At 59.3% G+C, this 23,591-nt stretch carries 23 protein-coding genes and 1 tRNA gene; 15 read left to right on the top strand and 9 right to left on the bottom strand.

The genetic code is table 11. The features are described from left to right. The first annotated feature begins 425 nt into the window (after nt 1-425). Entirely contained in the window at nt 426-1,868 is a 1,443-nt protein-coding gene (gene mgtE / locus OPU96_RS16645) for a magnesium transporter (RefSeq protein WP_192300650.1), read from the top strand. A 103-nt stretch (nt 1,869-1,971) separates the two neighbouring features. Here mgtE and OPU96_RS16640 read toward each other — a convergent pair whose 3' ends face one another. The 3 genes from OPU96_RS16640 to OPU96_RS16630 form a co-directional block, all read right to left on the bottom strand. Continuing rightward, entirely contained in the window at nt 1,972-2,298 is a 327-nt protein-coding gene (locus tag OPU96_RS16640; RefSeq protein WP_003193592.1) for an Arc family DNA-binding protein, read from the bottom strand. 380 nt (nt 2,299-2,678) lie between these two features. Continuing rightward, a complete protein-coding gene (locus tag OPU96_RS16635) occupies nt 2,679-2,858 on the bottom strand; it encodes a PA3371 family protein (protein ID WP_226457544.1) in 180 nt (59 codons plus the stop codon). Between the two features lie 10 nt (nt 2,859-2,868). Continuing rightward, nucleotides 2,869-3,096 carry a hypothetical protein gene (locus OPU96_RS16630; protein WP_226457545.1) on the bottom strand — a complete coding sequence of 76 codons (228 nt, stop codon included), beginning with the start codon at nt 3,094-3,096 and terminating at the stop codon, nt 2,869-2,871. 326 nt (nt 3,097-3,422) lie between these two features. Between OPU96_RS16630 and OPU96_RS16625 the strand changes: the two genes are divergently transcribed. Then, nucleotides 3,423-3,499, top strand: a tRNA-Arg gene (locus tag OPU96_RS16625). A gap of 268 nt (nt 3,500-3,767) precedes the next feature. Beyond that, nucleotides 3,768-5,162, top strand: coding sequence for an MFS transporter (locus OPU96_RS16620; protein WP_498559375.1), 1,395 nt, complete (start codon nt 3,768-3,770; stop codon nt 5,160-5,162). A gap of 61 nt (nt 5,163-5,223) precedes the next feature. Here the strand turns inward: OPU96_RS16620 and OPU96_RS16615 are convergent, their stop codons facing one another. The 4 genes from OPU96_RS16615 to flgA all read right to left on the bottom strand — a co-directional run bounded on the left by OPU96_RS16615 (nt 5,224) and on the right by flgA (nt 7,819). Then, complete coding sequence (locus tag OPU96_RS16615) at nt 5,224-5,973, bottom strand: flagellar brake protein (protein ID WP_192300654.1); 750 nt, start codon at nt 5,971-5,973, stop codon at nt 5,224-5,226. Between the two features lie 96 nt (nt 5,974-6,069). Then, nucleotides 6,070-6,540 carry a flagella synthesis protein FlgN gene (locus OPU96_RS16610; RefSeq protein WP_192300655.1) on the bottom strand — a complete coding sequence of 157 codons (471 nt, stop codon included), beginning with the start codon at nt 6,538-6,540 and terminating at the stop codon, nt 6,070-6,072. 48 nt (nt 6,541-6,588) lie between these two features. Continuing rightward, the gene (gene flgM, locus OPU96_RS16605; RefSeq protein ID WP_226457568.1) at nt 6,589-6,912 is read right to left on the bottom strand and encodes a flagellar biosynthesis anti-sigma factor FlgM; all 324 of its coding nucleotides are present in this window, start codon (nt 6,910-6,912) and stop codon (nt 6,589-6,591) included. A gap of 142 nt (nt 6,913-7,054) precedes the next feature. Next, nucleotides 7,055-7,819 carry a flagellar basal body P-ring formation chaperone FlgA gene (flgA, locus tag OPU96_RS16600; RefSeq protein ID WP_192300656.1) on the bottom strand — a complete coding sequence of 255 codons (765 nt, stop codon included), beginning with the start codon at nt 7,817-7,819 and terminating at the stop codon, nt 7,055-7,057. 81 nt (nt 7,820-7,900) lie between these two features. Here flgA and OPU96_RS16595 point away from each other — a divergent pair, with 81 nt between their 5' ends. The 7 genes from OPU96_RS16595 (at nt 7,901) to OPU96_RS16565 (ending at nt 14,291) form a co-directional block, all read left to right on the top strand. Continuing rightward, complete coding sequence (locus OPU96_RS16595; RefSeq protein WP_192300657.1) at nt 7,901-8,833, top strand: chemotaxis protein CheV; 933 nt, start codon at nt 7,901-7,903, stop codon at nt 8,831-8,833. 44 nt (nt 8,834-8,877) lie between these two features. Next, complete coding sequence (gene cheR, locus OPU96_RS16590; protein ID WP_060756330.1) at nt 8,878-9,705, top strand: protein-glutamate O-methyltransferase CheR; 828 nt, start codon at nt 8,878-8,880, stop codon at nt 9,703-9,705. 332 nt (nt 9,706-10,037) lie between these two features. Continuing rightward, the gene (flgB, locus tag OPU96_RS16585) at nt 10,038-10,445 is read left to right on the top strand and encodes a flagellar basal body rod protein FlgB (RefSeq protein WP_159936855.1); all 408 of its coding nucleotides are present in this window, start codon (nt 10,038-10,040) and stop codon (nt 10,443-10,445) included. Nucleotides 10,446-10,448: 3 nt separating this feature from the next. Then, nucleotides 10,449-10,892 (top strand): flagellar basal body rod protein FlgC, encoded by a 444-nt coding sequence (flgC, locus tag OPU96_RS16580; protein ID WP_192300658.1) that lies wholly within the window; start codon nt 10,449-10,451, stop codon nt 10,890-10,892. A gap of 16 nt (nt 10,893-10,908) precedes the next feature. Further along, on the top strand, nt 10,909-11,631 hold the full coding sequence (gene flgD, locus OPU96_RS16575) for a flagellar hook assembly protein FlgD (protein ID WP_192300659.1): 723 nt from the start codon (nt 10,909-10,911) through the stop codon (nt 11,629-11,631). Between the two features lie 33 nt (nt 11,632-11,664). Further along, entirely contained in the window at nt 11,665-12,984 is a 1,320-nt protein-coding gene (flgE, locus tag OPU96_RS16570) for a flagellar hook protein FlgE (protein ID WP_192300660.1), read from the top strand. A 185-nt stretch (nt 12,985-13,169) separates the two neighbouring features. Then, nucleotides 13,170-14,291 (top strand): hypothetical protein, encoded by a 1,122-nt coding sequence (locus tag OPU96_RS16565; RefSeq protein ID WP_498559374.1) that lies wholly within the window; start codon nt 13,170-13,172, stop codon nt 14,289-14,291. 93 nt (nt 14,292-14,384) lie between these two features. Here OPU96_RS16565 and OPU96_RS16560 read toward each other — a convergent pair whose 3' ends face one another. Beyond that, nucleotides 14,385-17,279, bottom strand: coding sequence for a ribonucleoside-diphosphate reductase subunit alpha (locus OPU96_RS16560; RefSeq protein WP_226457549.1), 2,895 nt, complete (start codon nt 17,277-17,279; stop codon nt 14,385-14,387). Nucleotides 17,280-17,963: 684 nt separating this feature from the next. On the opposite strand from OPU96_RS16560, the gene OPU96_RS16555 reads away from it, so the two are divergent. Continuing rightward, the gene (locus tag OPU96_RS16555; RefSeq protein WP_192300662.1) at nt 17,964-18,689 is read left to right on the top strand and encodes a response regulator; all 726 of its coding nucleotides are present in this window, start codon (nt 17,964-17,966) and stop codon (nt 18,687-18,689) included. After that, complete coding sequence (locus OPU96_RS16550) at nt 18,686-20,296, top strand: ATP-binding protein (protein WP_226457550.1); 1,611 nt, start codon at nt 18,686-18,688, stop codon at nt 20,294-20,296. Before OPU96_RS16555 ends, OPU96_RS16550 begins: the two co-directional genes overlap by 4 nt. Nucleotides 20,297-20,394: 98 nt before the next feature. On the opposite strand, the gene OPU96_RS16545 is transcribed toward OPU96_RS16550, so the two are convergent. Next, entirely contained in the window at nt 20,395-21,111 is a 717-nt protein-coding gene (locus tag OPU96_RS16545; protein WP_226457551.1) for a 4'-phosphopantetheinyl transferase family protein, read from the bottom strand. A 110-nt stretch (nt 21,112-21,221) separates the two neighbouring features. Between OPU96_RS16545 and OPU96_RS16540 the strand changes: the two genes are divergently transcribed. Genes OPU96_RS16540 through OPU96_RS16530 form a run of 3 tightly spaced genes read left to right on the top strand, consistent with a single transcriptional unit; the run spans nt 21,222 to nt 23,569 of the window. Further along, nucleotides 21,222-21,530, top strand: coding sequence for a hypothetical protein (locus OPU96_RS16540; protein ID WP_192300665.1), 309 nt, complete (start codon nt 21,222-21,224; stop codon nt 21,528-21,530). Between the two features lie 18 nt (nt 21,531-21,548). Continuing rightward, entirely contained in the window at nt 21,549-22,226 is a 678-nt protein-coding gene (locus OPU96_RS16535) for a response regulator transcription factor (RefSeq protein WP_192300666.1), read from the top strand. Beyond that, complete coding sequence (locus OPU96_RS16530) at nt 22,223-23,569, top strand: ATP-binding protein (RefSeq protein ID WP_192300667.1); 1,347 nt, start codon at nt 22,223-22,225, stop codon at nt 23,567-23,569. The genes OPU96_RS16535 and OPU96_RS16530 overlap by 4 nt, the downstream gene beginning before the upstream one ends. The last annotated feature ends 22 nt before the right edge of the window (nt 23,570-23,591 follow it).

The raw sequence follows: 23,591 nt of genomic DNA, 5'->3' as shown, positions 1-23,591 counted from the left end.
CACTCGTAGCTCAGCTGGATAGAGTACTCGGCTACGAACCGAGCGGTCACAGGTTCGAATCCTGTCGAGTGCACCATACAAACAAAAAGCCCGCCTAGTGCGGGCTTTTTGCCGTCTGGGGTTTGTGTGGGAATGATCCCGGGTTTTATCTTTTCTCCTACGTCATGTGTTTTCCTTTCGGGCAGCGTCGTCGCAGTTCATAGATCCAGCCATTGCTCAGCTTTTGCTCGCAAGCGCTTGTTCTTACCAGTTTTTTAACGTTTAAAGCGGTCGGGCGGTGTATCATTGCGCCCGTCAGCCCCGCCGGGGCTTGTGGAATACCTCCATGGACTTACCCAGTAGTTACTCAGTACCCCGTTTTACCAATCATGAATTGACTGATTGATCCTTCCGGCGTGCCCCGCTGCTGGGAGTGGAGTTCGCCTATGACCGAAGTAGAAGTAAAGAAAACACAAGAAAGCCTGCAGGATCGCCTGGCTCAAGTCATCGAGCTGCTGCAGCGCCAGCGTGTGGTCGAAGATCTTACGCATCGCCAGGAAGGTCCGAACCACGACCGCGTCGAAAACCTGGTCCACCGCCAAAACCTCGTCGAGTTGCAACGCAAGCTCGATGATCTGCACTCCGCCGACGTCGCTTACATCCTCGAAGCCTTGCCGCTCGATGATCGACTGACCCTCTGGCAGTTGGTCAAGGCTGACCGCGACGGCGACATCCTTCTCGAAGTATCCGACTCGGTCCGTGAAACCCTGATCGCCGACATGGACGATCACGAGCTCCTGGCTGCGGCCAAGGAGATGGACGCCGACGAACTCGCTGACTTGGCCCCCGAGCTGCCGCGTGACGTCGTGCACGAGCTGATGGAGGCCCTCGACGGCCAGCAACGTGAGCGAGTGCGCTCCGCGCTGTCCTATGACGAGGACCAGGTCGGCGCGCTGATGGACTTCGAGATGGTCACCATCCGCGAAGACGTCAGCCTGGAAGTGGTTCTGCGCTACCTGCGCCGGCTGAAAGAGCTGCCTGGCCATACCGACAAACTGTTCGTGGTCGACTACGAAGGCATTCTCAAGGGTGTGCTGCCGATCAAGCGTCTGCTGGTCAATGATCCGGACAAGAAAGTTGCGGACCTGATGGCCAGCGACACGGTGAGTTTTCACCCGGACGAAGATGCGTACGAGGCTGCCCAGGCGTTCGAGCGTTACGACTTGATCTCGGCGCCGGTAGTCGACAAGAACGGCAAGCTGATTGGTCGTTTGACCATCGATGAAATGGTCGACTTGATTCGTGAGGAAAGTGAGACCGAAGTCCTCAACATGGCGGGTTTGCGTGAAGAGGAAGACATTTTTGCATCGGTCTGGCGCTCACTGCATAACCGTTGGGCGTGGTTGGCGATCAACCTGATTACCGCGTTTATTGCGTCGCGGGTGATTGGGTTGTTCGAGGGCTCGATCGAGAAGTTGGTGGCCCTTGCGGCGCTGATGCCGATTGTGGCCGGCATCGGCGGCAACTCGGGTAACCAGACGATTACCATGATCGTGCGTGCCATGGCGCTGGATCAGGTGAGTACCGCCAATTCATCGCGCTTGCTGCGCAAGGAGCTGGCGGTTGGCTTGATCAACGGTCTTGTGTGGGGTGGGGTAATTGGTGTGGTGGCTTACTTGCTCTACGGCAGTTGGTCGCTCGGTGTCGTGATGACGGCCGCCATGACCCTCAACCTGCTGCTGGCCGCCTTGATGGGTGTGTTGATCCCCATGACCCTGGCCCGCCTCGGACGTGACCCTGCGATGGGTGCCAGTGTGATGATCACCGCGATGACCGACAGTGGTGGCTTCTTTATCTTCCTGGGGTTGGCAACGATCTTCCTGCTTTGATCCAACCCCGATGGGGGCAGCTCTGCCCCCTTGCTGCATCCTCTTCTCAAATCCCGGGCAAAAAAAAGCCAGCACATGGCTGGCTTCGGCTTTCAGGTGCAGATCAATTGGCTTCTGCGGCCGCCTCAACGTCGTGCGCGATAAGCGAGACGAGAGCATTTTGCTGGCGGTGGGAGAGCTGACGAAAACGCTGCAGCAGTTCGCGTTCGTGCAGTGACAGCTCGGGGCTGTCCAGGCGCATGCTCAACTCTTCGCCCAACGCACCTTCCTGAATAAGGCTTTGCTCCAGGCGCGCGATGATTTCGGAGTTCATGCTGCGGTGATGATTGCGAGCCACCTCGGCAATGCGTTCCCGCATTCCGTCTGGCAGACGTACGACGAACTTGTCAGCCGTACGGCTGGAATAAATTGCCTGTTTCAATGGGCGCATATATTTAACCGGTTAGTTCAGGGGAGCGGTTTCTGGAATTGGCCGCAAGCGATGAGTGTTAAGACAAGGCTCACGACCAAAGTTCAACCTGAATTGCAAAGAGGCCGCATCATGCCTCAGATTTGCCAGTTCCTTGGCGTCAATTCTGTGACAAATATTGAACTGCCTAAAGGCTTAATGCCAGCACTGATTTGCATTTTTGCGGACTGGTTGGAAAACTTTTCGGCGAAGGATTTCATCCAGTAATGATCGCGCAAAGCCCGGCCGCAAAAGGGTTTTAGGGCGCACATCGTATAGCAAAGTGGCCTTTTGCCCTTGAATTTAAGACTAGTGGCAATCTGCCGATTTACTAGCACGAGGCGACATAAGGTAGGTGGGAGTCAGCGCAGTACGGGGTCGAATTTGATCCGGCGACCCACGATGAGGGTCAGCAACAGAATGCCGGCAAACACGCCGCTGGCGATAAATGCGCTGGATTGCACGTCCCGCGCGCTGGCATTCAGTCCCAGGATGGCACTGGCTAGGGTCAGGCAAAGAAACAGCCAGGCGGACTTGTTCATTGCGGCGTCCTCAGAAAACCCAGTGTTCGGCGGATGGCGCTGCTTGAGTGCCCTGGGTCAGGTGAATGTCGGATTGCGGTTTTACGGCCATCACGGCCAGTTGCGGACGCTGTTGCAAATGATGGGGCACGGGCTGGTGCAGCTGCGCGGTGTCGTCGCTAGTGTTCGATTGGAAATGGAAGGCCACCAATGCCGCCAGGGCTGCGGTGTTGAGAGCTAACAGAAGGGCGCTGTTCATAATCATGTTCTCCGCAGCAGGCATGGCCGAGTTGGTTTTATAAGGGAGGTATTGCAGAACCCGTGCCAAGGTTTTAATTCAATAAAATCAGTGACTTAAGTGTAGTTTGGTGGGCTGTTTTATTGCAATTTGCAATGCTGGCATTTTGGGGTAATGCATTTTGCACGATGGCACCAAGTGCCCGGTTCCACGGGACCAAACGGCAGCCACCCCGGTAAGCTGCGGCCTACACTCAAAAAGCCTACAGACGACATGACAAAACCCAACCCGGCCGTTAACATGCACGCCGTCCGTCGCACCGCCCCTTGGCGAGATGACGGTCATTGGTCCCAGTAGCTCAATTGGATAGAGCATCCCCCTCCTAAGGGGAAGGTTGGCCGTTCGAACCGGCCCTGGGACACCAGATCCAAAGCCCCGCACAGATTGTTCTGGCGGGGCTTTTTTGTGGGTGCTTTTCAAAGATGTGTCGAACCTTGACGCTGTTCAGGGTTCACAGCAGGTGCGCGGTGTATTTATCACGATCTATGTACCTTGCAGCCAGCCGGGCAGCGTCTGACGGTTAAGCAAAATAATCCCCGGAAACAGCATATGCCGCCTGTCCGGACCCGCCCACCCAGGACTATCATGCCGATAGCCCTGTCTCTCACCGCAAGGAGCCGCTCGGAACGCCGATGCGCCAGATCTGGAAATCTTTTCGAGCCCTTTATTTCGCCTCTTTGATGATGCTGATCGGCTCCGGCCTGCTCAGTACTTACCTGGCCTTGCGCCTGGCAGCCGACCATGTGGACAGCCTGTGGGTCGGTGCGCTGATGGCGGCCAACTACTTTGGCCTGGTGCTGGGCGGCAAGATCGGGCATCGCCTGATTGCCCGGGTCGGGCATATCCGTGCGTATGCCACCTGTGCCGGGATCGTCGGCGCGGCAGTGCTGGGGCATGGCCTGATTGACTGGCTGCCGGCGTGGATCGTACTGCGGGTCATTGTCGGCCTGGGGATGATGTGCCAGTACATGGTCATCGAGAGTTGGCTGAATGAACAGGCGGACGCCAAGCAGCGCGGTGTAGTGTTCAGCGGCTACATGATCGCCTCCTACCTGGGGCTGGTGCTGGGTCAGTTGATCCTGGTGATGCACCCCCAGCTCGGCCTCGAATTGCTGATGTTGGTCGCGTTGTGCTTTGCCCTGTGCCTGGTGCCGGTGGCGATGACCCGACGGATTCACCCGGCGCCGCTGCATCCGGCGCCGATGGAGCCGCGCTTCTTTATCAAGCGGGTGCCGCAGTCGCTGAGTACGGTGCTGGGCGCGGGGTTGATCGTCGGTTCGTTCTACGGCCTGGCGCCGCTGTATGCCTCGCAGCAAGGCTTGAGCACCGAGCAGGTCGGTCTGTTCATGGGTAGCTGCATTTTTGCCGGTCTGGTGGTGCAGTGGCCGTTGGGCTGGTTGTCTGATCGCTATGATCGCGCCCTGTTGATTCGTTGTTTCGCGCTGTGCCTGGCGGTGGCGGCGTTGCCGTTGGCGGTGCTCACCCAGGTGCCGTTGGAAGTGCTGTTCGTGGCTGGGTTCGCGTGTTCCCTGGTGCAGTTCTGTCTGTATCCGCTGGCTGTGGCGTTCTCCAATGACCACGTGGAAGGTGATCGCCGCGTCTCGCTCACCGCGATGCTGCTGGTGACCTACGGCGTGGGTGCCAGTATCGGGCCGTTGCTGGCCGGTGTGGTGATGAAGCTGTTCGGCAGCCAAATGCTGTACGCGTTCTTCAGCCTGTGTGCGTTGATCCTGGTGTGGCGCATCCGGCCGAAGGCGGTGACCAATCTGCATCAGGTGGACGATGCGCCGCTGCATCACGTGGCCATGCCCGACAGCATGTCCAGTTCGCCGCTGGTGGCGGCGCTGGACCCACGGGTCGATGAACAGGTGGTGCAAGAGCAGATGCAGACCGCTGTGCCGCAAGAGCCTGAGGTCGAGACTGAAGCCGATGCACAGCCAGCGGTTGAAGAGCCTGCCTTCGAAGGGCCACCGGAGCCCTTGGGCCCCGAAGAGCATCCCCATGACTTGAGCAGGGCACGCCCCTGAATGCAAAAACGGGCAGATCCCATCAGGATCTGCCCGTTTTTTTTGCTGCATGTGTTAAGGCTTAAAAGTCGTCGTCTTTGTCAAAACGCCGTGCTTCACGTTGCAGTTGGTACACAAATCGTTCGACCTGGCGTTGTACCAGGCCACTCATGTTGTGGAAGCGCACGCCAGCGAAGGTGGTGTTGATCTTCTCTTCGAAGTGCAGGTAACGCAGTTCGACGGAGGTGGTCATGCTGCCGAAGGGCAGGGCGGCGATAAAGCGGTCATAGACCTGGCCCAGTTGCAGGCGCTCGGAGATGTCGCCTTCAAAACGCAATTTGCAGCCAGTGGCGGAGATGTCCAGCAGCTTGCCGCTGACCGGCGCCTTGAGTTTCTCGCCGCCCAGCTCGATGTTTACCAGTTGTGCCAGCTTCAGCGCGGCGCGAAAGGCATTGCGGCGCTGATGGTAGACCACCTCGTCCGGCATGCTGCCGGTGTAGATACGGTGGCCGTCTTTTTCACTGATGGTGTAGGTGCCGTTGCTTTCCCAGGCGACGCGCACGCCTTCGTGGAAACCTTCGATGCGAAACGGTTCGCCGCTTTCGAGGAAGCGCTCGCCATCGCGCGGAATCATTTCGTCCAGTGCCAGGGTCTTTTTGTCCCGGTCGACGTCCACCAGATAGCTTTGGAAGCGCTGGCTGCGTTCGTGGAAGGTGATGATCAGCGGGTCGTGGCTTTCTTGCAGCATCCGCAAGGTGCCGACAATTTCCAGGGGCGTAGTGAGTACCTTGGGTGGCTGCGGTGCATCTTCCGCATTAAGGGCGTTGAACACGGTTCTTCCATCTCCAGACAAAATACGACTACACGCAAGAACCGGCATTTTGCCAGTATGTGGCGCGCCTTGGATAGGGCGCGCTGTAAACCGGCGTCAGGCTTGGCTGCGGGTGCTTGGCTTGACCAGGCGTGAGGTGGAGCCTTGGGCGTTGTACAAGGCTGGAGGCTCACCGCCATGGAGTATACGCAACTGGTTGGCGGTCGTGGCTTGCTGAAGTTGGATCGACTGACCGTTGAGCAGGTTGGCTTCCTGGCATTGGGCGAGCAATTGATTGAGTTCTTTGCTCTGCGCCAGCAACTGGTCGCCGACGGAGGAGTGACTGGCCAATTGTGCGAGGCCGTCGTGGTCAGCGGGCAGGCCCAGGCTGAGGAGAATTTCACTGCGTTTCTTGCCGTGTTGTTCCAGCAGCACGATCAACGACTGCTTGCGTGCCAGGATTTCTTCCAGCAGGGGCATGTCCCGGCCATAGAGGGCCAGGGATTCTTCTTTTAGCAGCTCGAGCAAATGTTGCGTCGGCGCCAGATCATCAATGATCAGTTGAAGCAGGTTTTCGTCGTGGTGCATGGCTGGCCTTGGGGTTTAAGCGTCCAAAAGCCCGGCGCAGGCCTTTGCCTAGCGCTCGGCTTCGAAGTTAAGCAGCTTGCTGGCTACACGGTTGCTGTCGACTTTGTAGCTGCCATCGGCGATTGCTTGTTTCAATTCGGCCACGCGGGCCTTATTGACAATCGGCTGATCGCGCAGCGAGTCAGTGACCTTCTGCAACTGTTGAGCCTCATTGCTCAGGTGTACGGATTCCCCGCTTTGGCTGGCGCCAACCTGTTCTGCCTTGGCGGGCAGCGGTTGCGACTTGGCTTCTACGCTGTCCTTGGCACCGCTGGTGCGCGTAGAGCCGGGCAAAGCCTGGGTACTGTTTAAACGGCTGAAATCGATGACCATGATAAAAAAACCTCTGGGTATTTGGACGCTTGCCATGTTTTCGGCCATACCCGGACAAACTTTAGGCTCGATTGACAATAAACCTGCGCGCGCTGACGTCTGACGCACAGTGTAGAAAAAGCCGGCGCCCGATACCAGTGATCTATAAAGCCACTTCGACTTGCCCCGGGGCTGTCACCCGCGCCTTGATCACTCGATTGGAGTTGAGGTTCTTTACCCGTATCTGTTCGCTCATGCCGCCGTTGGACAGCGCTTCCCCTGGCATTTTCACCTGCAACGCACCGCTGCTCGCGGAAATAACCACCTGATCACCTTTGCGAATTACCTCGGCCTGCTCCAGATGCACCAGGGTAATGACCTGATCGGTGACCACTGGTCGGGTCAATTTCTGCCCGACGGCCTGGTCCACGGAGGTGAGGTAGCCCTGGCTGATCAGGCTGATGTCGCGTTCACGCAGTACAACATCGTCTAGACCGATGATGCCGGTGCGCTTCAGCGGGCGGGCGACCACCACCACATCGCGGAACAGTTTGACCTGCGCCGGCACGAACACCGTCCAGGGTGACGCGCCTTCGCAGCGCACTTTGACCGTCACGCGACCAATGGGCTGGGCGGGGCTTTCCAGGGTGGCTGTCAATTCCTTGTCGCACATTGGCATGCGCAAACGCGGGTCCAATGGGTTGACTTGGATTTCATAACGCCCCGGTGTCTGTGTGGTTGCCAGATAATCTTCTACAGTGAACTCAAGAAACCCCTGAGTGACGCCGATAAGTAGATCAGGCAAGGTGACGTTGTCCGCGCGGGCCGCGCTGTTGAGGCCCAGGGCGAACAATGCCAGCGAGACGCAGAGCAATCTGCTGTACCGTGGTAATTGAAGGCGTCGGGAAACTGTCGTTTTAATATCCATAGCCAATAATTAGCAAAGCTCGTGCCGTTTAGAGTTGGGTGCGCGTCGCACCCTCAAAGGTTTTAGCGTAGGAGTCTGGGCATGGCAGGAGTAATGGATTCAGTAAACCAGCGCACACAGCTGGTAGGGCAGAATCGCCTGGAGTTGTTGCTTTTTCGCCTGGATGGCAAACAGCTATATGGCATCAACGTATTCAAGGTGCGGGAGGTGCTGCAATGTCCCAAGCTGACGATCATGCCCAAGTCCAGCCCGGTGGTGTGTGGCGTCGCCAACATCCGTGGTGCGACCATCCCGATTCTTGACCTGGCCCTCGCCACTGGTTCGTCCGGTTTGCAGGACCGCGAAAGCCCGTTCGTGATCATTACCGAGTACAACACCAAGACCCAGGGGTTCCTGGTGCGCTCGGTGGAGCGCATCGTCAACATGAACTGGGAAGAGATCCATCCACCACCCAAGGGCACCGGCCGCGATCACTACCTCACGGCGGTGACGCGGGTCGATAACCAGTTGGTGGAAATCATCGACGTGGAGAAGATCCTCGCCGAAGTGGCGCCGACCTCGGAATCGATTTCGGTGGGTGTGGTCGACGCTGAAACCGCACACAAGGCAATTTCGCTGCGTGTGCTGACGGTGGACGACTCGTCGGTGGCGCGCAAACAGGTGACCCGTTGCCTGGAAACCATCGGTGTTGAGGTGGTGGCGCTCAATGACGGCCGCCAGGCTCTGGATTACCTGCGCAAGCTGGTGGATGACGGCAAGAAGCCGGAAGAAGAGTTCTTGATGATGATTTCCGACATCGAGATGCCGGAAATGGACGGATACACCCTCACGGCCGAGATCCGCAACGATCCACGCATGCAAAAATTGCATATCATCCTGCATACTTCATTGTCAGGCGTATTCAATCAGGCGATGGTCAAGAAAGTCGGTGCCGATGACTTCCTGGCCAAATTCCGCCCTGATGACCTGGCAAACCGGGTAGTCGACCGGATCAAGGCAGCAGATCACGGCTAGGGGCATTTGCCCCTGGCGGTCACACGATTTAAGAGGCGGTATCATTGTCTACGGGTAATTTGGATTTCGAACAGTTCCGGGTCTTCCTGGAAAAAGCCTGTGGCATATTGCTCGGTGAAAACAAGCAGTACCTGGTATCCAGCCGTCTCAACAAACTGATGGAACAGCAGGGCATCAAATCCCTGGGTGAGTTGGTGCAGCGTATCCAGGGCCAGCCGCGCAGCGGGCTCAAGGAAATGGTGGTCGATGCCATGACCACCAACGAAACCCTGTGGTTTCGTGATACCTACCCGTTTGAAGTGCTCAAGAGCAAAGTGCTTCCGGAGGCCATCAAGGCCAGCCCGGGCCAGCGCTTGCGCATCTGGTCGGCGGCCTGCTCCTCGGGGCAGGAACCGTATTCGATCTCGATGTCCATCGATGAGTTCGAACGGACCAACATGGGCCAGCTCAAGGCCGGTGCGCAGATCGTCGCCACCGACTTGTCCGGCACCATGCTCACCAACTGCAAGACCGGCGAATACGACAGCCTGGCGCTGGGCCGTGGCTTGTCCCAGGAGCGCCTGCAACGTTACTTCGAGCCGAAAGGGGCAGGACGTTGGGCGGTCAAGGCGCCGATCAAGAACCGGGTGGAGTTTCGCTCGTTCAACCTGCTCGACAGCTACGCCAGCCTGGGCAAGTTCGACATGGTGTTCTGCCGCAACGTGCTGATCTACTTCTCGGCCGAAGTGAAGAAAGACATCCTGTTGCGCATCCATGGCACGCTCAAGCGTGGCGGCTATTTGTTCCTTGGTGCTTCCGAGGCGTTGAACGGTCTGCCGGATCACTACCAGATGGTGCAGTGCAGCCCGGGTATCATCTACCAGGCCAAGTAAGCATCAAAAACGTGGGAGCCAGGCTTGTGTGGGAGCTGGCTTGCCTGCGATAGCATCACCTCTGTATCACTGAAGTACCGAGGTGTCTGCATCGCAGGCAAGCCAGCTCCCACACAAACCAGCTCCCACAGTTGTTTTTGCGGCAATCCTCTCAATAGCGGCAAACCCCATTGCCGCTTTACTGGCACCACGCGGAAACCCATTGCCGCTTTTCTGGCATTGCCGCCCGGCAACTTCCCCGCAAAGCCCTGAAACACGGGCCTTCGAAGAATTGGCACACACCTTGCTATAACCCTGTTAACGAAAAGCAGGTCAGCCTAAAGGTTTCCGCCATGAGCATCAGCTTCGATAAAGCGCTCGGTATCCACGAACAAGCCCTGGGCTTCCGCGCCCAGCGTGCCGAAGTCCTGGCCAACAACATTGCCAACGCCGATACCCCGAACTACAAGGCTCGGGACCTGGACTTCTCCGCCGTGCTCGCCGCACAGCAGGACAAGAACAAGAACGGCACCTTCGCTTTGAACATGACCAACAACCGTCATATCGAAGCGCAAGGCCTGAGCAGTGGGGACGAGTCGCTGCTGTATCGCACGCCGATGCAGCCGTCGATCGACCAGAACACCGTCGACGCCCAGCTGGAGCAATCGGCCTACGCCGAGAACTCGGTGAACTTCCAGGCCAGCTTCACCCTGCTCAACAGCAAATTCAAAGGGCTGATGTCAGCCCTGCGTGGAGAGTAAGCCATGTCCCTGTCCAGTGTTTTCAATATTGCCGGTAGTGGCATGAGCGCCCAGACCACGCGTCTGAACACCGTCGCCAGTAACATCGCCAACGCCGAAACCGTGTCGTCGAGCATTGACCAGACCTACCGCGCCCGCCACCCAGTGTTCGCCACCATGTTCCAGGCCGGTCAGAACGGCGGCAGCGACTCGCTGTTCCAGGAGCAGGGTGCCGCAGGTTCCGGCGTGCAGGTGTTGGGCGTGGTCGAAGACCAGAGCAACCTCGAAGCCCGCTACGAACCCAACCACCCTGCCGCGAACGAAAAGGGTTACGTGTACTACCCCAACGTCAACGTGGTCGAGGAAATGGCTGACATGATTTCCGCCAGTCGCTCGTTCCAGACCAACGCGGAAATGATGAACACCGCCAAAACCATGATGCAAAAGGTCCTGACCCTGGGTCAGTGATAAGGGGCGCCGAATAATGGCTATCGTTGATACAACATCAACCAATACAGCGGTGCAGAACCTTTTCAACACGAAGGTCAACACTGCCACCAACAATGTTGCGAGCGCTGCCACCGCTGCCACGGGCAACCAGTCCCTGGGCAAGGATGCATTCCTGCAATTGCTGGTGACTCAGCTGAAGAACCAGAACCCGCTGTCGCCTCAGGACAACGGCGCGTTCGTGGCCCAGCTGGCGCAGTTCAGCAGCCTGGAAGGCATCAACACGCTGAACGACTCGGTGAATGCGATCTCCAGCAACTTCAGCTCGTCGCAAGCGCTGCAGGCTTCGTCGCTGGTGGGGCGTTCGATCATCACCCAGACCGACAAGGCCCTGGTGGATACGAGCAAGAGCATGACCGGTTCGGTCGCGGTGACTTCGGCGGTGGGCAACGTCTCCATCAAGATCACCGACAAAGACGGCAACGTGGTACGCACCATCGACATGGGCGCCCAGAGTGCCGGCACTTCCGACTTTATCTGGGATGGCAAGAACGAAAAGGGCGAGGTTGCTCCAGCGGGCACCTACACCTTCGCGGCCACCACCAAGAACGACAAGGGCGACGCCGTTGCCTTGAGCACTTCGCTGCCAGCCACGGTCACCAGCGTGACCCTGAGCAAGACCGGCGGCGAAATGCTGCTGAACCTGGCGGGCGGCATGGGCAGCGTCAAGCTGTCGCAAATTCAGACTATCGGTACATAGAGCCGGCTAAATACGGCAGAAAGGGAGAGAAGCATGTCTTTTAACATCGGCCTTAGCGGCCTCTATGCGGCCAACAAACAACTGGACGTGACCGGCAACAACATCGCCAACGTCGCGACCACTGGCTTCAAATCGTCCCGTGCGGAATTCGCGGACATCTACGCCGCGTCCAAACTGGGTACCGGCCAGAACAGCATCGGCAACGGGGTGAACCTGGCGGCGGTGTCCCAGCAGTTCACCCAGGGTGACGTCAACAACAGCGGCGGCGTGCTGGACATGGCGATCCAGGGCGGCGGCTTCTTCGTACAGAAGGGCAGCGACGGCTCGCTGGAATACACCCGTAGCGGCGCCTTCCGTGCCGACAAAGATGGTTACATCACCAACAACACTGGCACCTCGCGCCTGCAAGGCTATGCGGCGGATGACAATGGCAAGATCGTCAAGGGTGGCCTGGTCGACCTGCAACTGAACCTGTCGAGCCTGCCGCCAAAGGCGTCCACCAAGGTGGATTCCACCAGTAACCTGAATTCGTCGGACCTGCCGATCGACCAGACGGCACACCCGTTTGATCCTACCAAGACCGACAGCTTCAACACCCAGTACTCCACCACGCTTTACGATACCCAGGGCAACGCCCACTCGATGGTGCAGTACATGGTCAAGACGGGCTCCAACGTCTGGAAGTCCTACACCTTGATCGACGGCCGCAACCCTGACGGTACTGCCATCAGCGGTTCCGACCCATTCGGCGTGACGGCGCCTGTCGCGTCGACGCTGACCTTTGACGAAGCCGGCAAACTCAAGACTATTGTTGCGCCGAATGTCGCTGGCACCACAATGACCGTTGACGACTGGGTTCCAGGCGGCATGGTCAACGGCTTGTGGCAGAAAAACGGTGCTAAAGCCAACCCTGACGGGATCGCCGTCAACATGGGCAACATTACCCAGTACAACTCCGCCAGCTACCGTAACCCGCCGGTCACCGACGGCTACGCCACCGGCCAGATCACTGGCTTGAAAATCGACGGCAGCGGCGTACTGTTCGCCACGTTCAGCAACCAGCAGAGCAAGGCCATCGGCCAGATCTCCCTGGCCAGCTTCAACAACGAACAGGGCCTGCAGCCATCGGGCGGCACCACCTGGAGAGAGACCTTCGCATCGGGCCAGCCGGGTTACGACGCCCCGCAAACCGGCACCCTGGGTTCGATCGTGGCCAACTCCCTGGAGAACTCCAACGTCAACCTGACCAATGAGCTGGTGGACCTGATCAAGGCCCAGAGCAACTATCAGGCGAACGCCAAGACGATCTCCACCCAGAGCACCATCATGCAGACCATCATTCAGATGACGTGATGCTGACCTGTAAATGGTGAAGAAAAACCCCTCGATGAGGGGTTTTTTTTTGCAGGTATTTCTTGCATTGCACTGGCTTTTCCCCGTCAGAAGATCCGATTTTTGACGCGGTTTAAGCTGGAACGGATTACGCCCTTTTTACCACCTATGAAGCCAACAAGGATTCATCTGGGGGAGAGGGGTATATGTTTGGAGTCAACGTGCCGGCCCAGGTGTCATGGGGGGGATTAAGCGGCCATAACAATGCGGGCGGTTTTAAAAAAAGCCAGGACAAGACCGACGATACGCAGAAGGTCGATACCGATAAAGACACCGTTTCGAACCTGCTCAAGGAGTTGGAGGACGCCCAGAAGACGTCCAAGACTCAGCTCGAGCAGGACTTGCGCGACAAACTCAATGAGCTGCGAAAGAAGCTCGGCGAGGAAAAGTTCAAAGAGATCATCGAACAACTGAAGAAGAATGCTTCTGAGGCTTGGCTCGCTTTCTTGAAGGCGTTGTTCCCGGACCTGTTTCCAGACGACGGATCACCACCTCCACCGATTGATAACGGTGGGGGTGGCGGTGGCGGTGGCGGTGGCGGTGGCGGTGGAGGTGGAGGTGGCGGTGGCGGTGGTGTCAACCGAGATGACTTTGGTGGCTCGAAGCCGATGTCCAATGTAAAGCCCAGCAAGGGGGCTGGCTTCTACGACTACAAGACCAACACCGGTACACCGGGGGAGAAACCCAGTACAGAGTTCGGGGCTGGTAACATCTGGAGTGGTTTCAGGCAGGGGTTCAATGGAAGCTGTGTGACTGTTTCAGCTATCAAGGCGGCGATGATGAAGTTCGGCAAGAACCCTCAGGACATCTTCGACAAGGTCATTGATACGGGCGACGGCTATAACGTCACGATGAAGGATGGCTTCAACCTTAAGTTGTCCAAAAGTGAATTGCGGGAGGCGGCAGCATATGCGGGCTTTGAGGGGGATGATCCAGAAATGCTGACCAACGCCAACTTTCTGTATGCGGCAAGTGCCAAGCGCGCGCAGATTGAGGGTAATGGTCTGGATGACAATCCCAACGATGCCAAGCGCAGCTTTCGACATGCGATGGAAAGCCTGAACAACGGTGAAATGCCCCATGAGGCGCTAGACCGCCTTGGTTTGAAAGGCCGTTACCGTCGAACATCGAGCAATGAGCTCGCGAATGGTCAACTAGGGGTGGTGGCCTACAACCTGCACTCAATGGCTGTTATTGGGGGGAACATCGAGTTGTGGGGGCAAAAAGGAGGCAGACCTCAGCAAGGAATCGCGTACGCATTGATCTGACTGCAGCGCTTAACAAAAAACCCGATAAACCCTATGCAGTCGGGGTTTATCGGGTTTATCAATCCCGGGCATTCCGCCCGGGATCGCCTCAGCTTATTGGCAGGCTTCGCAATCTGGCTCGTCAATCGCGCAGGCTTTTGGCACTGGTGCCGGGCCGGCAGGGGCAGCGAGCACCGAATCATCACCGTGGTTGCCGCTGGAAACAGCGTTCAGCTTGCCGGTGTTGATGGTCGACTTCTCGGTGCTGGTCGCAGCCAGGGCACGGAGGTAGTAAGTGGTTTTCAGGCCACGGTACCACGCCATGCGGTAGGTTACGTCCAGCTTCTTGCCCGATGCGCCGGCGATGTACAGGTTCAGGGACTGGGCCTGGTCGATCCACTTTTGACGACGGCTGGCGGCGTCAACGATCCACTTGGTGTCCACTTCGAAAGCGGTCGCGTAGAGCTCTTTGAGTTCTTGCGGGATGCGCTCGATCTGCTGCACGGAGCCGTCGTAGTACTTCAGGTCGTTGATCATCACCGAGTCCCACAGGCCGCGGGCCTTGAGGTCGCGAACCAGGTACGGGTTGATCACGGTGAATTCGCCCGACAGGTTCGATTTCACATACAGGTTCTGGTAGGTCGGTTCGATCGACTGCGATACGCCGGTGATGTTGGCGATGGTCGCGGTCGGCGCGATGGCCATGATGTTGGAGTTACGAATGCCTTTCTGCACGCGGGCACGTACCGGCGCCCAGTCCAGGGATTCGTTCAGGTCAACGTCGATGTACTTCTGGCCACGTTGCTCGATCAGGATCTGTTGCGAATCCAGCGGCAGGATGCCCTTGGACCACAGCGAACCCTGGAACGTCTCGTAGGCACCGCGCTCGTCGGCCAGGTCGCAGGAAGCCTGGATCGCGTAGTAGCTGACCGCTTCCATGGACTTGTCGGCGAACTCGACCGCAGCATCCGAACCGTAAGGAATGTGCTGCAGGTACAAAGCGTCCTGGAAGCCCATGATGCCCAGGCCGACCGGACGGTGCTTGAAGTTGGAGTTCTGCGCCTGTGGCACCGAGTAGTAGTTGATGTCGATCACGTTATCGAGCATGCGCACTGCGGTGTTGACGGTACGTTCCAGCTTGGCGGTGTCCAGCTTGCCGTTGACGATGTGGTTCGGCAGGTTGATCGAGCCCAGGTTGCAAACGGCGATCTCGTCCTTGTTGGTGTTCAAGGTGATCTCGGTGCACAGGTTTGAACTGTGGACCACGCCCACGTGCTGCTGCGGGCTGCGCAGGTTGCACGGGTCTTTGAAGGTCAGCCATGGGTGACCGGTTTCGAACAGCATGGACAGCATCTTGCGCCACAGGTCTTTGGCCTGGATGGTCTTGAACAGCTTGATCTTGCCTGGGTACTGGGCCAGGGCTTCGTAGTACTCGTAGCGCTCTTCGAAGGCCTTGCCGGTCAGGTCGTGCAGGTCCGGCACTTCGGATGGCGAGAACAGGGTCCACTGGCCGTCGTCGAAGACACGCTTCATGAACAGGTCAGGGATCCAGTTGGCGGTGTTCATGTCGTGGGTACGACGACGATCATCACCGGTGTTCTTGCGCAGCTCGATGAACTCTTCAATGTCCATGTGCCAGGTTTCCAGGTAGGCACACACAGCGCCTTTGCGCTTGCCGCCCTGGTTAACCGCAACGGCGGTGTCGTTCACCACTTTCAGGAACGGTACAACGCCCTGGGACTTGCCGTTGGTGCCCTTGATGTACGAACCCAGCGCACGCACCGGTGTCCAGTCGTTGCCCAGGCCGCCGGCGAATTTGGACAACATGGCGTTGTCGTGGATCGCGTGGTAGATGCCCGACAGGTCATCCGGCACGGTGGTCAGGTAGCAGCTGGACAGCTGTGGACGCAGGGTGCCGGCGTTGAACAGGGTCGGGGTCGACGACATGTAGTCGAAGGACGACAGCAGGTTGTAGAACTCGATGGCACGGTCTTCTTTGTGCTTCTCTTCGATCGCCAGGCCCATGGCCACGCGCATGAAGAACACTTGTGGCAGTTCGAAGCGGATACCGTCCTTGTGGATGAAGTAACGGTCGTACAGGGTTTGCAGGCCCAGGTAGGTGAACTGCTGGTCACGCTCGTGGTTGATCGCCTTGCCGAGTTTTTCCAGGTCGAAGCTGGCCAGGACCGGGTTGAGCAATTCGAATTCGATACCCTTGGCGATGTAGGCCGGCAGGGCCTTGGCGTACAGGTCGGCCATCTCGTGGTGGGTCGCGCTGTCGGCCACGCCGAGGAAGCCCAGGCCTTCGGCACGCAGGGTGTCCATCAGCAGGCGCGCGGTCACGAACGAGTAGTTCGGCTCACGTTCAACCAGGGTACGGGCGGTCATCACCAGGGCGGTGTTGACGTCGGTCAGGGCTACGCCGTCGTACAGGTTCTTCAGGGTTTCGCGCTGGATCAGGTCACCGTCGACTTCTTCCAGGCCTTCGCAGGCCTCGGTCACGATGGTGTTCAGGCGGCCCAGGTCCAGCGGTGCAAACGTGCCGTCGGCCAGGGTGATGCGGATCGATGGGTGAGCTTGTACCGCGGCGTCTTCGGCCGGGGTGCGGACAGCGCGTTCCTTGGAGCGGGCGTCACGGTAGATCACGTAGTCGCGGGCGACTTTCTGTTCGCCGGCACGCATCAGGGCCAGTTCGACCTGGTCCTGGATTTCTTCGATATGGATGGTGCCGCCCGACGGCATGCGACGCTTGAAGGTCGCGGTGACTTGTTCGGTCAGGCGGGCAACGGTGTCGTGGATGCGCGACGAGGCAGCAGCGGTGCCGCCTTCAACTGCAAGGAACGCTTTGGTGATGGCGACGGTGATTTTGTCATCGGTGTAAGGAACGACAGTGCCGTTACGCTTGATCACGCGCAATTGGCCTGGTGCAGTGGCGGACAGATCCTGGTTCGAATCAGCGGCCTGCGGCACGGAGCCTTGCGGGTTCTCGCGAGTTGTGTCGGTTTGCATGGGGGGTTGTCTCCGCGTTCTATATTTGATTGCGAGTGCCAGGCTTTTCCTGCAACACCCGTACCGTTTTCCATATCGGGGATGGGAAACAGCTGCCATCCGCGTGAGCGGTTTGGTCTACTGAAAAATCGGTTGGTTCCCTACTGCGCTAGCAATAAAACCCTTGAATATCGAACCACTTGTGTGGTTGGGCGCTTTGCGCAAAAACCCTACATATAGGGTCTGCTGTGTCGCCGAGGTACAAGATAATGCGTTTCGGAAGGGTTGGCAACGCAGTAACCTGTGGATAACGCTGTGGGTAAAATGTGTATGAAAGGCTGAATGTGTGTGTAGGCCGCATTACTGCTGCGTTGCACCGTTTGTCATGAAATATTTCCGACCTAAAACAGCTGGGCCGTTTTCGAAGGGCGCGAACCCTATCACAAAATATCGCGATCACCGAATGGATTTCCCGCCTTGTGCTACAGGCCGTGAGCATGGCTACAATCGGCTTTTGTTATGCCTCTGAAACATGACAAACAGGGTATGACCGATGGAAATCAAACTGTGGGAGCGGGCTTGCCCGCGAAGGCGATGTATCAGCAACAGATTCGGTGACTGACACTGCGCTTTCGCGGGCAAGCCCGCTCCCACATGCAGATATCCCTGGGTAAGAAGAATGTCTAATAACAACGAGGACCGCCCGTGGAGCAAGAAGCCTGGCAGATACTGATCGTCGAGGACGACGAGCGATTGGCCGAGTTGACCCGTGATTACCTGGAAAGCAACGGCCTGCGCGTATCGGTGGAAAGCGACGGTGCCCTGGCCGCGGCGCGTATCGTTGCCGAACAACCTGACCTGGTGATCCTCGACCTCATGCTCCCCGGCGAAGACGGCCTGAGCATCTGCCGCAAGGTGCGTGAGCGCTACGACGGCGTGATCCTGATGCTCACCGCGCGTACCGACGACATGGACCAGGTGCTCGGCCTGGACATGGGCGCCGACGACTACGTGTGCAAACCCGTGCGTCCACGCCTCTTGTTGGCGCGCATCCAGGCCCTGCTGCGGCGCAGCGAACCGGCCGAAGCGGCCATCGTCGAAAACCAGCGCCGCCTGCAATTCGGCCCGTTGGTGGTGGACAACGCCCTGCGCGAAGCCTGGCTGCATGACGGCGGCATCGAGCTGACCAGCGCCGAATTCGACCTGTTATGGCTATTGGTGGCGAATGCCGGGCGCATTCTGTCTCGCGAAGAAATCTTTATCGCCCTGCGCGGCATCGGCTACGACGGCCAGGACCGCTCCATAGATGTGCGTATCTCGCGCATCCGCCCGAAAATAGGCGATGACCCGATCCACCCGCGCCTGATCAAGACCATCCGCAGCAAAGGCTATCTGTTCGTCCCCGAAGCCGCTGCCGATATGCCGCTGTGAACTCGATCTTCCTGCGCATCTACGGCGGCATGTGCGCGGCGCTGATCCTGGTGGCGCTGCTCGGCGTACTCGCCCTGCACCTGCTCAACGAAGTGCGCAGCGGCCAGTACCGCGAGCGCCTGGCCCACGGCACGTTCGCCCTGATGGGCGATAACCTGCAACCCATGAGCGCCATCGAGCGCCAGCGCGCCCTGGCGGTGTGGGAGCGCTTGCTCGGTATTCCCCTGGAGTTGCGCAGCCTCAGCGACGCGCAGTTGGACCTCAGCCAACGCAATCGCCTGCAGCGCGGCCAGGTGCTGGTGCAGCAGACCGGCCCCCATGCGGCGCGCGTGTTGCGCCTGGTCAGCGAGCGCGAATCCCTGGTGCTGACCGGCGAAGTGCAGCAGATCAGCGAGCAATTGGCCCGGGCGACCATTTACCTGCTGGCCGACGAACTGGTGCGTTTTCCGGTCGCCGAACAGCCGCAACGCCTGGCGGACATAAAGGAAGCCAAGGGTTTTGGCTTCGAGATGCACCTGATGGCCCTTGACCAGACCGATATGGACGACGACCAGCGCCGCCGCGTATCAGAAGGCGATACGGTGATGGCCCTTGGCAAGGGCGGTGATTCGATCCGCGTGTTCGCCGGCATGGTTGGTACGCCGTGGGTGTTGGAAATCGGCCCGCTGTATCAGATGAACCCGTACCCGGCGCAATGGCTGATCCTGATCGCGTTGATCGGCCTGACCCTGATCGGTTTGATCGTCTATCTATTGGTGCGCCAGTTGGAGCGCCGCTTGCGCGGCCTGGAAGCCGCCGCCACACGGATCGCCAAAGGCAGCCTGGAGGTGCGCGTGCCGGCCCGTGGCGCCGACTCGGTGGGGCGCCTGGCTGCCGCCTTTAATGGCATGGCCGAGCACTTGCAGCAATTGCTGGCGATCCAGCGCGAACTGGTGCGCGCGGTGTCCCACGAACTGCGCACCCCGGTGGCGCGCCTGCGCTTCGGCCTGGAGATGGTGGGCGATGCCACCACGCCCGAGGCTCGACACAAATACCTGGAGGGCATGGACAGTGACATCCAGGATCTCGATGGCCTGGTCGATGAAATGCTCACCTATGCCCGCCTGGAACAGGGCGCGCCGGAGCTGAATTTCCAGCGTGTCGACCTCAACGCCTTGCTCGATCAGGTGATCGGCGAATTATCGCCACTGCGCCCGCAAGTCTCGGTCGCCCGTGGCATTTGCCTGTCCTCGGCGCATTGGGACGACGCCTGGGTCGACGCCGAGCCGCGCTACCTGCACCGCGCCCTGCAAAACCTGGTGAGCAACGCCATGCGTCACGCCCAGGGGCAGGTGCTGATCAGTTACCAGGTGGGCCAGGTGCGTTGCCGCATCGATGTGGAGGATGACGGACCGGGTGTGCCGGAAAGCGCCTGGGAGCGCATCTTCACGCCGTTCCTGCGCTTGGATGACAGCCGCACCCGTGCTTCCGGTGGGCATGGGCTGGGGTTGTCGATCGTGCGGCGGATCATCTACTGGCATGGCGGGCGGGCGTTGATCGGCAAGAGCAACAACCTGGGTGGGGCTTGTTTCAGCTTGAGTTGGCCCAGGGATCAGGAGAAACCTTGAGGCCGCTTTCGCGAGCAAGCCCGCTCCCACACTCGACCGAGTTCCAGTAGGGGAATGCATTCAAATGTGGGAGCGGGCTTGCTCGCGAAAGCGGTCTATCAGGCGCCGACCGCCACCAGGCTCAACAACTGCCCATCCGCCAGCACAAACTGCCCCACCAACTCCTTGCCATAACACCACTCGCTGGACAGGTCCGTCAGCAAGCGTAACCGCACAGCCCCTGACTCATCCCACTGCACCACCTCGGCGTGTTCAAAATAAAAGCGCTTCTGCACAATCGGATACAGCGCCTTGAACAAGCTCTCCTTGGCCGAAAACGTTAGCGTCACCAGCAACGCAACCTGCTCGCGCGGCACATGCGCCATGCGCTTGAGTTCATCGGCGGTGAGGATTTCGCCCGCCAGCCGTTCGGCGCGCTCCAGCGGCATCACGTTCTCCAGGTCCATCCCCAGCCCGCGCCACTGCGCCTTGTGCCCGACAATCGCTGCGGCATGCCCGGTGCTGTGGGTGATGGAGCCGCTGATATGCCCAGGCCACACGGGGGCACGGTCTTCGCCGATGGCCGGGATGCAATCGAGCTGATCCAGCTGCTGCAACGCGGCACGGGCGCACAAGCGGCCGGCAAGGAACTCGGCCTGGCGCTTGGCCACTGAGCGCTGGATGCTCGGCGGTGGCGGCACGGCGCTGCGCTGGAAATCGCCCTCGGCCAGTAAGGTCGGGTCGAAGCGAGTGCTGAGCAACACCGTGCCCGGCAAGGGTTCGGGCAGCGACCAATGGGCGTCGAGTGGGGTGCAGCAAGCGGGTAAAGGAGTCATGGGCGGTATTCTGCCGAGTTGGCGGGCCAGAGGATAGCCCGCTGTTCAGGGGGAGTTCAGGGGCGCCTGCGTAGTCTGGCCCTACAGCCAAACGCATAGAGGTAAGCACCATGACTGCGATCAAAAAGCTGATGTTGGCGTTAACCATGCTCAGCGCCACCGCCGGGGCCCAGGCCTCGGACGCGGCCTTTGCTGCATTCGGTAGCGAAAAAACCAAGAAATCCAGCACGCTGATCCAGCGTGTCAGCTTTGAAGATGCGGGCAGCCAGCCTACGCCGTGGGGCCAGGCCCTGGGCTTGACCGCCGCGCAACCGGCCTACCGTGCCGGCTACGCACACCTGACGGGCCACTACAATGGCACTAAACTGCGCCCGCAAGACTTGCAGGGCCGCTATGATGTCCCTCTGTCGGACAGTTGATTTGCCTTGGAGAGCCTTATGAAATTGCTGGTGGTGGAAGATGAGGCGCTGCTGCGCCATCACCTGTTGACCCGCCTGACCGACAGCGGGCATGTGGTCGAGGCCGTGGCCAATGCCGAAGAAGCGCTGTACCAGACCGGCCAATTCAACCATGACCTGGCGATCATTGACCTGGGCCTGCCCGGCATGGGCGGCCTGGATCTGATCCGCCAACTGCGTACCCAGGCCAAGACCTTCCCGATCCTGATCCTCACCGCCCGTGGCAACTGGCAGGACAAGGTCGAAGGCCTGGCCGCCGGGGCCGACGACTATGTGGTCAAACCGTTCCAGTTCGAAGAGCTGGAAGCGCGGATGAACGCCTTGCTGCGCCGCTCCAGCGGGTTCACGCAGTCGACCATCGTCGCCGGGCCCTTGTTGCTGGACCTCAATCGCAAGCAAGCGTCCCTCGATGAACAGCCGTTGGCGTTGACCGCGTACGAGTATCGGATTCTCGAATACCTCATGCGTCACCATCAGCAAGTGGTCGCCAAGGACCGCCTGATGGAACAACTCTATCCGGATGACGACGAGCGCGATCCGAACGTGATCGAAGTGCTGGTCGGCCGCCTGCGCCGCAAGCTGGAAGGCCCGGGCGGGTTCAAGCCGATCGACACCGTGCGTGGCCTGGGCTACCTGTTCAATGAGCGCTGCCTTTGATTCGCTCGCTGCGCGTGCGCCTGATGCTGGCGGCCGCCACCCTGGCCGTGCTGTTTATGCTCGGTTTGCTGCCGGCGATGCAAGGCGCGTTCAGCCTGGCGTTGCAGGATTCCATCGAGCAGCGCTTGGCGTCGGACGTCACCACCCTGATTTCCGCCGCCCGTGTGGAAAACAACCGCCTGCTGATGCCGGCGCAGTTGCCGGACGAGCGCTTCAACCTCACCGATAGCCGCCTGCTCGGCTATATCTACGACCGTGAGGGCCACCTGGTGTGGCGCTCGCGGGCGACCAAAGAAGAGAACATCAACTACAAGCCGCGCTACGACGGGCGCGGCAATGAGTTTGCGCGGATTCGCGAGGCCAATGGCCAGGAGTTCTTTGTCTATGACGTCGAGGTCAAGTTGCTCGGTGGCAAGAGTGCGGCGTTCAGTATCGTCGCCCTGCAACCGGTGCGTGAATACCAGCTGACCCTCGAAGGCCTGCGCGAAAACCTCTACCTGGGGTTCGGCGCGGCCTTGCTGGTGCTGCTCACGCTATTGTGGCTGGGCCTGACCTGGGGCCTGCAAGCCTTGCGACGCTTGAGCCAGGAACTGGACCAGATCGAAGGCGGCACCCGTGAAAGCCTTTCCGAAGAACACCCCCGCGAACTGCTGCGTCTTACCGGTTCCCTCAACCGTTTGCTGGCCAGCGAGCGCGAGCAGCGGGCGCGCTACCGCGATTCCCTCGACGACCTGGCCCACAGCCTGAAAACCCCGCTCGCTGTGCTGCAGGGCGTGAGCGAAGACATGGCCCAGCGCCCGGAAGACCGCGACCAGGCCTGGGTGCTGCAATCGCAGATCGAGCGCATGAGCCAGCAGATCAGCTACCAACTGCAGCGCGCCAGCCTGCGCAAAAGTGGCCTGGTGCGCCATCAGGTCCGTCTGGAACCGGTGCTGCAAAGCCTGTGCGACACCCTGGACAAGGTCTACCGCGACAAGCGCGTCAGCGTGTCCTTCGATTTGCCGGACGAGTGCTATGTGCCGATCGAGAAGGGCGCCTTGCTTGAACTGCTCGGCAACCTGCTGGAAAACGCCTACCGCCTGTGTGTACGCCAAGTGCGTATCCGCCTGGTGGAAAGCCTCGAAGGCATCGAGTTGTGCGTCGAGGATGACGGGCCGGGCGTGCCGCCGGATCAGCGTGCACGGATTCTGCAACGGGGTGAGCGGCTGGACCGCCAGCATCCGGGGCAGGGGATCGGGTTGGCGGTGGTCAAGGACATCATTGAGAGCTACGGTGCGCGGCTGACCTTGGGGGATTCGCCGTTGGGTGGGGCTGCTTTCAAGATCCACTTTCCGGCTGTTTGATCTTTATTGGTCATGCTGGCCT

The organism is Pseudomonas sp. RP-B7 (assembly GCF_059803535.1).
The sequence above is the reverse complement of the archived record's forward strand: the minus strand, read 5'-3'. Positions and strand labels throughout refer to the sequence as shown.